Origin of the sequence: Diaphorobacter sp. LR2014-1, assembly GCF_002916785.1 — a bacterium.
Lineage (GTDB): Bacteria > Pseudomonadota > Gammaproteobacteria > Burkholderiales > Burkholderiaceae_C > Diaphorobacter > Diaphorobacter nitroreducens.
Genome location: NZ_MTBE01000002.1, coordinates 284,912 through 296,624, shown reverse-complemented (window position 1 = coordinate 296,624; position 11,713 = coordinate 284,912). Strand labels below are relative to the sequence as shown.

General features: G+C 67.2%; 11 protein-coding genes. All 11 read left to right on the top strand.

Annotated elements, in window-relative coordinates; translation table 11 throughout:
* Nucleotides 1–51: 51 nt before the first annotated feature.
* The 11 genes from dapF (at nt 52) to rsmH (ending at nt 11,621) form a co-directional block, all read left to right on the top strand.
* Entirely contained in the window at nt 52–930 is an 879-nt protein-coding gene (gene dapF / locus BV908_RS03265) for a diaminopimelate epimerase (protein ID WP_103737191.1), read from the top strand.
* Complete coding sequence (locus tag BV908_RS03260) at nt 927–1,619, top strand: DUF484 family protein (RefSeq protein ID WP_011806781.1); 693 nt, start codon at nt 927–929, stop codon at nt 1,617–1,619. The genes dapF and BV908_RS03260 overlap by 4 nt, the downstream gene beginning before the upstream one ends.
* Before the next feature lie 99 nt (nt 1,620–1,718).
* Nucleotides 1,719–2,690 (top strand): tyrosine-type recombinase/integrase, encoded by a 972-nt coding sequence (locus tag BV908_RS03255; RefSeq protein WP_103737190.1) that lies wholly within the window; start codon nt 1,719–1,721, stop codon nt 2,688–2,690.
* 91 nt (nt 2,691–2,781) lie between these two features.
* Nucleotides 2,782–3,969 (top strand): class I SAM-dependent methyltransferase, encoded by a 1,188-nt coding sequence (locus tag BV908_RS03250; RefSeq protein ID WP_103737189.1) that lies wholly within the window; start codon nt 2,782–2,784, stop codon nt 3,967–3,969.
* A 107-nt stretch (nt 3,970–4,076) separates the two neighbouring features.
* Nucleotides 4,077–5,186: a GTP-binding protein gene (locus tag BV908_RS03245; RefSeq protein ID WP_103737188.1), complete on the top strand. Its 1,110-nt coding sequence runs from the start codon at nt 4,077–4,079 to the stop codon at nt 5,184–5,186.
* A 23-nt stretch (nt 5,187–5,209) separates the two neighbouring features.
* Complete coding sequence (gene dksA, locus BV908_RS03240; RefSeq protein ID WP_348639059.1) at nt 5,210–6,055, top strand: RNA polymerase-binding protein DksA; 846 nt, start codon at nt 5,210–5,212, stop codon at nt 6,053–6,055.
* 53 nt (nt 6,056–6,108) lie between these two features.
* Nucleotides 6,109–7,917: an STAS domain-containing protein gene (locus BV908_RS03235; protein WP_103737186.1), complete on the top strand. Its 1,809-nt coding sequence runs from the start codon at nt 6,109–6,111 to the stop codon at nt 7,915–7,917.
* Nucleotides 7,918–8,010: 93 nt separating this feature from the next.
* Nucleotides 8,011–8,556, top strand: a complete 546-nt coding sequence (gene hslV, locus BV908_RS03230; protein WP_015914271.1) for an ATP-dependent protease subunit HslV — start codon at nt 8,011–8,013, stop codon at nt 8,554–8,556.
* A gap of 95 nt (nt 8,557–8,651) precedes the next feature.
* Nucleotides 8,652–9,992: an ATP-dependent protease ATPase subunit HslU gene (gene hslU / locus BV908_RS03225; protein ID WP_088888335.1), complete on the top strand. Its 1,341-nt coding sequence runs from the start codon at nt 8,652–8,654 to the stop codon at nt 9,990–9,992.
* A 264-nt stretch (nt 9,993–10,256) separates the two neighbouring features.
* Nucleotides 10,257–10,685 carry a division/cell wall cluster transcriptional repressor MraZ gene (mraZ, locus tag BV908_RS03220; RefSeq protein WP_011806773.1) on the top strand — a complete coding sequence of 143 codons (429 nt, stop codon included), beginning with the start codon at nt 10,257–10,259 and terminating at the stop codon, nt 10,683–10,685.
* Between the two features lie 9 nt (nt 10,686–10,694).
* Nucleotides 10,695–11,621 carry a 16S rRNA (cytosine(1402)-N(4))-methyltransferase RsmH gene (gene rsmH / locus BV908_RS03215; RefSeq protein ID WP_103737185.1) on the top strand — a complete coding sequence of 309 codons (927 nt, stop codon included), beginning with the start codon at nt 10,695–10,697 and terminating at the stop codon, nt 11,619–11,621.
* Nucleotides 11,622–11,713: the final 92 nt, after the last annotated feature.

Here is an 11,713-nt window from a genome sequence, read left to right as displayed (position 1 = left end):
TGCCCCGGCCGCACCGGCCCCCGCGCCATGCTGCGCCGATAATCCGCCCCCATGCACATCCGCTTTACCAAGATGCAGGGCGCGGGCAACGACTTTGTGGTGCTCGACGAGACCCAGGGGCTGCTGGGCCTGACGCCTGCGCAGTACCGCTTTCTGGCCGACCGCCACTTTGGCGTGGGCGCCGACCAGATCCTCACCGTGCGCCCCTCGCCCGGCGCGGGTATCGACTTCGAATACGTGATCCACAACGCCGACGGCGGCCAGGTGGAGCAGTGCGGCAACGGCGCGCGCTGTTTCGCGCGCTATGTGCGCGACAAGGGCCTCACCGCGCAGGACACGATCCGCGTGCAGACCATGGCCGGCGTGATCGCCCCGCACCTGACCGCCGACGGCCGTGTGACGGTGGACATGGGCCGCCCCGAGCTGGAGCCGGCGCGCGTGCCGTTCGACACCACGGGCCTCGCGCCCGTGTCGCAAGGTTCAGGCCAAAAATGGCCCCTGGCGCTTGATGGACAGGCGTCAGCAGCTACGCTATTAGTAGCAGTGGTGTCCATGGGCAACCCGCACGCCGTCCAGTTGGTCGACGATGTGGACACTGCCCCCGTGGCGCAGACCGGCCCCTTGATCGAAAGCCACCCGCGCTTTCCCCAGCGCGTGAACGCGGGCTACCTGCAGATCGTGAACCGTGGTGAAGTGCGCCTGCGCGTGTACGAGCGCGGCGCGGGCGAGACGCTGGCCTGCGGCACGGGCGCCTGCGCCGCCGTGGTGGCCGGCATCCGCCTGGGGCTGCTGGATGCGCGCGTGCAGGTGCACACGCGGGGCGGCCTGCTCACCATCGACTGGGCCGGCGGCTTGCAAGACCCCGTGTTCATGACCGGCCCCGCTACCACCGTCTTCGAAGGCGAGATCGACATTCCGGACGCTTTATGACCTCTTCCTCTCCCGTATCCCCCATCACCGAAGACGACATTGCGCACTTCCTGGCGAACACGCCGGGCTTCTTCGAGCGCCATGCCGAGTTGCTGGCCAGTGTCACCATCGCCAGCCCCCACGGCCAGCGCGCCGTGAGCCTGCACGAGCGCCAGGCCGAGATGCTGCGCGAGAAGATCAAGGGCCTGGAACACCGCGTGATGGAGATGGTGCGCCACGGCACCGAGAACGCCGCCATCACCCAGAAGATCCACCAGTGGACGCGCGAGGTGGCCGCCGTGCGCGATGCGGCCCGCCTGCCGCGCGCCGTGGAGAACGGCCTGCGCACGCTGTTCGACGTGCCACAGGTCGCGCTGCGGGTGTGGAACGTCGCGCCCGAGCACGCGGGCCTCGTCGCCACCCAGCCGGTGAGCGAGGACCTGCGCCTGTTCGCCTCGTCGCTGACCATGCCGTTCTGCGGGCCCAACCTGGGTTTCGAGGCCACGGCCTGGCTGCCCGAGGCGGGCGAGGTGCAGTCGCTGGCGCTGCTGCCGCTGCGCGAAGGCGCGATCGACAGCGCCGACCAGCCGGCCTTCGGCCTGATCGTGCTGGGCTCGCACGACCCGCACCGCTTCGAGGCCACCATGGGCACGGAATTTCTCTCGCGCATGGCCGAGCTGGCCAGCTCGGCGCTGTCGCGCATGCGATGAAAAAGTGAGCGGCTTGCGCTGGATGGATAAGGATTTGCGTAGGTTTTTTGCCTGAAAACACCACGCATCAAGCGCAAGAAGCTCCTTATTCAGTAGCAAATGAACGACACGCCAGTTGCCCTGCACCTGCCGCCTGAGGCGTTGCAGTACCTGGAGCATGTGCGCGTGGAAAAGCGCCTGGCCGCGCGCACCCTCACGCTCTACACGCTGGACCTGCAGCGCCTGGCCGCCATGGCCGCGGGCGTGGATCTGCCGCTGCTGCGCCTGACCAGCGCGCACATCCGCCGCTTCGTGGCGCAGATGCATGCCAGCGGGCGCAGCGGGCGCGGTATCGCGCTCATCCTCTCGGGCTGGCGGGGGTTCTACACCTGGGCTGCGCGCCAGGGGCTGGTGCCGCACAACCCCGTGCAGGACGTGCGCGCGCCCAAGGCGCCCAAGCCCCTGCCCAAGGCCCTGCCCGTGGACGAAGCGGTGCGCCTGGCCGAGCACCAAGAGACGGGCGCCGACCCCTGGCTGGAGGCGCGCGACGCGGCCATCGTCGAGCTGCTCTACGGCTGCGGCCTGCGCGTGGGCGAACTGGTGGGCCTGGACGTGGCGCCCAGCCCCGCCGCGCACCAGCAGGGGCGCGGCTGGGTGGACCTGCAGGCGGGCGAGGCGCATGTGTTCGGCAAGGGCTCCAAGCGCCGCAGCGTGCCCGTGGGCCGCGCCGCCGCCGCGGCGCTGCAGGCCTGGCTGGCGCAGCGCGCGCTGCCGTTGGGTGCCACGGGCGCGGCGCGGCTGGAGCCGGCGCTGTTCATCGGCCGGCGCGGCGCGCGGCTCACGGCGCAGTCCGTCTGGTCGCGCCTGCGCCAGCGCAGCCAGGTGGCGGGCCTGACCACGCCCGTGCACCCGCACATGCTGCGCCACTCGTTCGCCAGCCACCTGCTGCAGTCCAGCGGCGACCTGCGCGCCGTGCAGGAGCTGCTGGGCCACGCCAACATCACCACCACCCAGGTCTACACGCGGCTGGACTTCCAACACCTGGCGCGGGTGTACGACGCGGCGCACCCGCGCGCACGGCGCAAGCCCTAGGTGGCGGGCGGCGGGCGGTAGCCTGGTCCCGCACGCTCTGCGTCCGGCCGGGTGCGACAAAAGCGCTCACCCGCGCGCGCACAATCCGGGGATGAAAACCATTCGACTGAAACCCGGCAAGGAGCGTTCGCTGCAGCGCCGCCATCCCTGGATTTTTGAAGGTGCCATCGCCAAGGGCGGCGGCGACAGCGGCGAGACGGTGCGGGTGGAGTCGGCGGAGGGCCAGTTTCTTGCCTGGGCGGCGTTCAGCCCCCAGTCGCGCATCCGTGCCCGGGTGTGGAGCTTTGACGAGAAGCAGCGCATCGATGCTTCTTTTTTTATAGCTGCTTGCGCCCGATCCATAAGCGCTAGAGACCGTTTCCCCATTGAAAGCAATGGCGTGCGGCTGGTCCATGGCGAATCCGATGGGCTGCCGGGGCTGATCGTCGACCGCTACGAGGACACGCTGGTGGCCCAGTTCACCAGCGCGGGCACGGAGCGCTGGAAGGCCGTCATCGCCGATGCGCTGCTTCAGGCGACAGGCCTGCCGCGCCTGTACGAGCGCTCCGACGCCAGCGTGCGCCAGTTGGAAGGCCTGGCGCCCGCCACCGGCTGGCTGCGCGGGCAGGGGCCGCAAGAGCTGACGATCCGCGAGCATGGCTGGCGGCTCACGCTCGATATTGCCGAAGGGCACAAGACGGGCTTCTACCTCGACCAGCGCGACAGCCGGCACCATTTCTTTGGCACGGTGCAGCGCCTGGGCCTGCAGCGCGTACTCAATTGCTATTGCTATACGGGCGGCTTCACGGTGGCGGCGCTGGCCGGCGGCGCGGGGCAGGTCACGTCCATCGATTCTTCCGGTCCCGCGCTGGAGCGTGCGCGGGCGCACGTGCAATTGAACGGGTTCGACGCGGCGCGGGCCGAATTTCTGGATGCCGACGTGAATGGATCCCTGCGCCGCTTCCTGGCCGAAGGGCGGCGCTTTGACGCGATCGTGCTCGACCCGCCGAAGTTCGCCCCCACGGCGGCGCATGCCGAGCGTGCGGCGCGCGCGTACAAGGACATCAACCGCCTTGCGCTGCAACTGCTGGAGCCGGGCGGCGTGCTGTATACCTTTTCCTGCTCGGGCGGCATCAGCGCCGACCTGTTTCACAAGATCGTGGCCTCGGCGGGTGCGGATGCGGGCGTGGACGGCTACGTGCTGGGGCGCCTGGCCGGCGCGCCTGACCACCCGATGACGCTGGAGTTCCCCGAGGGCGAGTACCTCAAGGGTCTGGCCGTCATGCGCAAGCCGGCATGACGCTGTGGGCGCGAAGGTCTTGACAGGCTCTGTACACTGAAATTCGATTCCCATGCGGCGGTCGTCCAGGCCGCCGTTTTGCGTTTGCACTCCACGGAAAGCGACCCATGGCCCTGATTCCCGTCACCATCCTCACCGGCTTCCTCGGCTCCGGCAAGACCACGCTGCTCAAGCGCGTGCTGTCCGAAATGCACGGCCAGAAGATCGCCGTGATCGAAAACGAGTTCGGCGAGGAAAACATCGACACCGACATCCTCAAGACCGAGTCCAAAGAGCAGATTCTGCAGATGAGCAACGGCTGCATCTGCTGCACCATCCGCGAGGATCTGCGCGAAACCCTGCAGCTGTTGGCCGCCAAGCGCCGCAAGGGGCTGGTGGCGTTCGACCGCGTGGTGATCGAGACCACGGGGCTTGCCGACCCCGGCCCCGTGGCGCAGACTTTTTTCATGGACGATGAGATCGCCGAGACCTATCTCATCGATTCCATCATTACTTTGGTGGACGCCAAGCACGCCCAGCAGCAGCTGGACGACCGCCAGGAAGCACGCCGGCAGGTGGGCTTTGCCGACCAGATCTTCCTGTCCAAGACCGACCTGGTGAGCGAGGAGGAGAAGAACGACCTGATCCACCGCCTCAAGCACATGAACCCGCGCGCGCCCATCCGCGCGGTGCATTTTGGCGATGTGCCGCTGGCCGAGGTGCTGGACCTGCGTGGCTTCAATCTCAATGCCAAGCTGGACATCGACCCGGACTTCTTGAAGGAAGAAGACGCGCACGACCACAGCCATTGCGACCATGACCACGGGCACTGCGAACACGAGCACGACCATGGTCATGGCCATGCGCACGGCGGCCACGACCATGGCCATGAGCACAAGCACGACGAGCACTGCAAGCACCCGCATCACCACCACCATGACGACGACGTTAAGAGCTTCGTCTACCGCGCCGACCGTGCCTTCGATCCGGCCAAGCTGGAGGACTTCCTGGGCGCCATCGTCAATATCTACGGCCCGCGCATGCTGCGCTACAAGGGCGTGCTGAATATGAAAGGCACCGACCGCAAGGTGATCTTCCAGGGCGTGCACCAGCTCATGGGCAGCGACCTGGGTCCCCAGTGGGCCGAAGGCGAGGCGCGCCAGAGCAAGATGGTGTTCATCGGCATCGACCTGCCGCAGGACATCCTGCAACAGGGGCTGGAGCAGTGCCTGGTGTGAGACCCGTGGTGGCTGGCGGTAAAGTGCACTACGCCTGTGTGGTATCCACAACGTTTTGCGCTCGGCCAGCGCAGGTCTATACAATCGCGCCCCGGCAAAAACGCCCCCTGGGGCGCGTGCCATTCGCACCGTGCTGCACGAGGGGCCCTGGGCCCCGCACGCAGGCGGAAAAAGCCCGAACTGCGAGGAGACAGGAAGTGAAAGCCCAGTCCAGCAAAGCCCAGGCTGCGGCCCAGGCCAAGCGCGCGGGCGACGAACCCGCGCCGGTAACCGCGCGGCGCCTCCGGCCTTCTCCTTCCGGTTCCGGGCAATTGACCGTACCATCCAAGGCCACCGCGGCGGCGCCCGGCGCCCCCGAAGCCAGCTTTACCCAAACTATGCCTACGACCCTGCAAACCCCTGTGGCGGCCGCCAAGAAAGATCCCAAGCTGGCCAACAACTGGAAGACCAAGTCTGCCGAAGACCTGACGGATGCCGAAGTGCTGGCCATGCCCGAGAGCGAGTACATGAATGAGAAGCAGCTGGCGTTCTTCCGCCACAAGCTGACTCAGCTCAAGCAGAACATGCACCACAACGCGGGCGAAACCACCGAGCACCTGCGCGAGGACACCGTGGTGGTCCCTGATCCGGCCGACCGCGCGACGATCGAGGAAGAGCACGCGCTGGAACTGCGCACGCGCGACCGCGAGCGCAAGCTGCTCAAGAAGATCGAGCAGTCCATCGCGCGCATCGACGTCGGCGACTACGGTTATTGCGACGAGACGGGCGAGCCCATCGGCGTAGGCCGCCTGCTGGCGCGCCCCACGGCCACGCTGTCGCTGGAGGCGCAGCAGCGCCGCGAACTCAAGCAGAAAATGTTTGGCGACTGATCCAGCGGTCGATTACCGCGAGACGCCCGCACTGCGCACGCCCATTAGCATCCATGAGCAAGGAGGACACCACCACATCCGGCGGCCTGCTGTCCAAGATGGTGCGGTTCGTGCGCAATCCCACCGTCAACTGGTCCGATCTCGATGCGGTCGAGGCGGACCGCGAGAGCCAGTACAGCAAGCAGATGCTCAAGGAGATGATCGAGCGCAAGCGGCGCAACGATTTCGTGCGCCGCCGCGAGTTCGATCAGCTGCGCAAGCTGCGCCAGCGCGAGGCCTTGCACGGCCAGCGCCCTGAAGACATCACTGCGCGCACGTCGTTCTTCCAGACCAGCATGACCTCGCCCGATGAGCGGGCCGTCACGCTCAAGAAGATCGACGAGATCGAGGCGCAGATGTCGCAGCAATGGTGGAAAGGCAAAGGGTCGGGCGAAACCCCGGCCCCAACCCCTGCGGCGCCCGCGCCTGACGGTGCGGCGCTGCCCGCAGCGTCCGCAGCCCCCGCGCCGCGACCCGCACCGGTGGCTGCCGCGGCTTTTGCCGCCGCACCCACCGCAGGACAACCGTCGCCTGCGGCCGCGGCCATGGCGGCGGCGCTGGCCTCCAGCGGGCTGGCCGGCGACCCTGCGCGCGCCTTTGCGCCGACGGCGCCGATGAGCCTGCCGCCGACGCTCGACAAGGCGCCCGCCGTCGTGCCGATGTTCCACGACGCGAGCCCGGTGGTCGTACCCCCGCCGCTCGCGGAGGACGCGCCGCAACCCGCGCCGTCCCAACCGGAGAAGTTCGTGCACGAACCCGACCTGGAAGAGGCCGCGATCCGCTTTGCCAATGGCGACTATGCCGGCGCGGAGTCGGGCCTGAAGGAAGTGCTGGTCCAACACGAGCACAGTGACCCCCAGCAGCAGCATGACATCTGGATGACCCTGTTTGACCTGTACCGGGCCACGGGCCAGCAGGAGCCTTTCGACGCGCTGGCCATTGACTATGCCGCTCGTTTCGGTCGCTCGGCGCCGCTGTGGTTCTCGTTGCCCGAACAGCTGGGTTTGAAGGCCATGACGCCTGACGTGGGTGCACCCGCCATCCCGCAGAGGGAACTGAGCTGGAGTGCGCAATCCACCCTCACGCAGCAGTCGATTGCGGCGCTGCAGGCCTCGCTGGCGCGTTCCGCGCCGCCCTGGACCCTGAACTGGACGCGGCTGACCGCGATCGATCTGCCGGCGGTCACCGCGCTGGCCGAGCTGTTCGAGGCCTGCGCGGAGCGGGATGTGCAGATCCACTTCGTTGGCACCGCCGCGCTGCAGGGGGTCCTGCAGGCCCACACCCAGTCGGGGGACCGCGGCGCCGATCCACAGTGGTGGCGGCTGCGCATGGCGGCACTGCGGCTCATGGGGCTGCCCGATGAATTCGAACTCGTCGCGCTGGACTACTGCGTCACCTACGAGGTCTCGCCGCCATCGTGGGTACCTCCGCGCTGCGGCTACAGCGGCGACGACGGTGCGCAGCCACCGGCCACGCCAGACGCGGCCGACAGCGCGCTGTACGCGTCGGGGTTCGCGCTGTCGCAGCCGGGCGGCGTGGACGAGGGGCCTGCCGCCACGCTCGAAGGCCACATCGAGGGGGATGCGGCCTCCGTCCTGGAGCCGCTGGAGCCTCTCGTGCGCCCCGGTGTGCCGCTGAACGTGGCCTGCGACCGGCTGATCCGCATCGATTTCGCTGCCGTGGGCTCGGTGCTGAACTGGGCGGCCACCCAGCAGGCGCAAGGGCATGTGGTGCAGTTCACCAACCTGCACCGGTTGGTCGCCGTGTTCTTCAACGTGATCGGCGTGAACGAGCACGCCTGGGTGGTGCCCCGCAAGAACTGAGGCCGCACCGGCTATTTGCTACTCCGAGGCCGTTGCCGAGAAGGTGCTCTGCCGTGCTTGCAAGGCGGCGCGGCGCCCCCATATGCACGAGCTATGGAACAGTACCACGGCACCACCATCCTCAGCGTCCGGCGCCAGACGGCAGACGGCATCCAGGTCGCCCTTGGCGGCGACGGCCAGGTCACCCTGGGCAACATCGTTGTCAAGGGCACGGCGCGCAAGGTGCGCAAGCTCTACCAGGGGCGGGTCCTGGCGGGCTTTGCCGGCGCCACGGCCGATGCGTTCACGCTGTTCGAGCGTTTCGAGGCCAAGCTGGAAAAGCACCAGGGCCAACTGACGCGCGCGGCCATCGAACTCACCAAGGATTGGCGTACCGACCGCGTGCTGCGCCGCCTGGAGGCCATGCTGGCCGTGGCGGACCATTCCGCGTCCCTCATCATCACCGGCAACGGCGACGTGCTGGAGCCCGAGCAGGGCATCGTCGCCATCGGCTCGGGCGGCGCCTACGCCCACTCGGCCGCCAAGGCGCTCTTGAGCAACACCGACCTGCCCGCGGCCGAGATCGTCAAGAAGTCGCTGGAGATCGCTGGTGAGCTGTGCATCTACACCAACATGCACCACACCATCGAGACGTTGTAGGCGTCGTGTGGTTGGCTATCTTTTTTGTAGCTGTTTGCGCTTGTCTATCAAGCGCTAGCGGCTCATTTGACTCATAAAGACAGGCAGGCTGCAGCATGTCCTCCATGACTCCCCAGGAAATCGTCTCCGAGCTCGACCGCCACATCGTCGGCCAGAACGGCGCCAAGCGCGCCGTGGCCATTGCACTGCGCAACCGCTGGCGCCGCCAGCAGGTGGACGCCAGCCTGCGGCACGAGATCACGCCCAAGAACATCCTCATGATCGGCCCCACGGGCGTGGGCAAGACCGAGATCGCGCGGCGCCTGGCGCGCCTGGCGGACGCGCCGTTCATCAAGGTCGAGGCCACCAAGTTCACCGAGGTGGGCTACGTGGGCAAGGACGTGGATTCCATCGTCCGCGATCTGGTGGAAGTGGCCGTGAAACAGACGCGCGAAGCCGACATGAAGAAGGTGCGCGTGCGTGCCGAAGACGCCGCCGAGGACCGCATCCTGGACGTGCTCATTCCTCCGGCGCGCGGCGCCAGCGTCGATACCGCGCGCACCGGCGAGCCCGCGGGTGACAGCACGGCCCGCCAGGTGTTCCGCAAGAAGCTGCGCGAGGGCCAGCTGGACGACAAGGAGATCGAAATCGACCTGGCGGATGCGCGGCCGCAGTTCGAAATCATGAGCCCGGCCGGCATGGAGGAGATGACCGAGCAACTGCGTGGCATGTTCAGCCAGATGGGCCAGGAGCGGCGTCGCGCGCGCAAGCTCAAGATCGCCGAGGCCATGAAGCTGCTGGTCGAGGAAGAGGCCGCCAAGCTGGTCAATGAGGAAGAGGTCAAGACGCGGGCGCTGGCCAACGCCGAGCAGAACGGTATTGTTTTCATCGACGAGATCGACAAGGTTGCGTCGCGCCAGGAGGCCGGCGGCGCCGACGTCTCGCGCCAGGGCGTGCAGCGCGACCTGCTGCCGCTGGTGGAAGGCACCACGGTGTCCACCAAGTACGGCATGGTCAAGACCGACCACATCCTGTTCATCGCCTCGGGGGCGTTCCACCTCGCCAAGCCGAGCGACCTGATCCCCGAGCTGCAGGGTCGCTTCCCGATCCGCGTGGAACTCACCTCCCTGTCGGTGCAGGACTTCGAAGCCATCCTCACGCAGACCCACGCGTCGCTGGTCAAGCAGTACCAGGCGCTGCTGGAGACGGAAGGCGTCACCCTGGATTTCACGCCCGAGGGCATCACCCGCCTGGCCCACATTGCCTTCGAGGTGAATGAGCGCACCGAAAACATCGGCGCGCGCCGCCTGTCCACGGTGATGGAGCGGCTGCTGGACGAGGTGAGTTATGACGCCACGCGCCTCTCGGGGCAGACCGTGGTGGTGGATGCCGGCTACGTGAATGCGCGGCTGCAGTCGCTGAGCCAGGACGAAGACTTGTCCCGATACATCCTGTGATGCCTGGTTGCGCGGGGCGTCAAGCCTTCATAAACCACTTGCATACCTGCAGCTAAGTGCTTAATCAATAAGGACATTTGCCCGATTTTCACCTTGGAAATCGGCGCTAAGTCCTTGATTTCATTGCAAAATTTTGTTGCGGCGCCTCTTGCCTGGTGTTCTTTTCCTGCTACAGTGCAAAAAAGTGCAATTAAGTGGTGAAAAGTGCCCTTTGCGCCCTCTCTCGGGGTGGAAAGCGGCAGTAGCGGGCAAGGGGTTCCATCGGTGTTTCAAGGGGCGTCATCGCTGAGTCTGGATGCAAAGGGGCGGCTGTCCGTGCCGACCCGGCATCGCGACGCCCTCACGGCGCAGGCGGGCGGCCAGCTCACGCTCACCAAGCACCCCGATGGCTGCCTGATGGTCTTCCCCCGTCCCGAGTGGGAGAAGTTCCGCGAGCGCATTGCCCAGCTGCCCATGTCCGCGCAATGGTGGAAGCGCATCTTCCTCGGCAACGCGATGGACGTGGAGATGGACGGCACCGGCCGGGTGCTGGTCTCGCCCGAATTGCGCGAGGCGGCCGGCCTGTCCAAGGACGCCATCCTGCTGGGCATGGGCAACCACTTTGAGCTGTGGGACAAGGCCACCTACGAGGCCAAGGAAGCCGCGGCCATGCAGGCCGAGATGCCCGATGTCTTCAAGGATTTCTCTTTCTAGGGGCCGCGTGTGAACCAGCCCCTGCAACACACCACGGTCCTGCTCGACGAGGCGGTGCACGCCTTGCTGGGCGAGGGCGATGCGCCTGCGGGCACCTTCGTGGACGGCACCTTTGGCAGGGGAGGGCATTCGCGGCTCATCCTGCAGCGGTTGGGGCCGCAAGGCCGCCTGGTGGCGTTCGACAAGGACACCGAAGCCATTCAAGCAGCGGCGCGCATCACGGATGCGCGCTTTTCCATTCGGCACCAGGGGTTCAGCCATCTCGGGGAGCTGCCCGCCGCCAGCGTGTCCGGTGTGCTGCTGGACCTGGGCGTGAGCTCCCCGCAGATCGACGACCCCCAGCGCGGGTTCAGTTTTCGTTTCGATGGTCCGCTGGACATGCGCATGGACACCACGCGCGGCCAGAGCGTGGCCGAGTGGCTGGCAGATGCCGAAGCGGCACAGATTGCGGAGGTGATACGTGACTACGGTGAAGAACGGTTTGCTGGCCCCATTGCAAAGGCGATTGTTGCTCGGCGCACGGAACGCGGCCCCATTGCAAGCACCGCCGAACTGGCCGACATCGTGGCTGGCGCGGTCAAGACCCGCGAGCCGGGCCAGAACCCTGCAACGCGCGCATTTCAGGCTCTTCGGATTTTCATCAACGCCGAGCTTGAGGAGCTGCAGCAGGCGCTAGAGGGCAGCCTGCACGTGCTGCGGCCCGGTGGCCGGCTGGTGGTCATCAGCTTCCACTCGCTGGAAGACCGCATCGTCAAGCAGTTCATCGCACAGCACTCCAAGGAGGTCTACGACCGCCGTGCGCCGTTCGCGCCGCCCCAGCCGATGCGGCTCAGGGCGCTGGAGCGCATCAAGCCGAGCACGGACGAGGTGGCCGCCAACGCGCGTGCGCGCAGCGCCGTGATGCGCGTGGCGGAACGCACGGAGGTGCCCGCATGAGCGACGCGCGGATGCGCCATGTGGCCACGCTGCACGCGCATGCACGGGGCGGGCTCGCTTCGCGGCACAGTCCTTCGAGCGTTGCAGGGCAC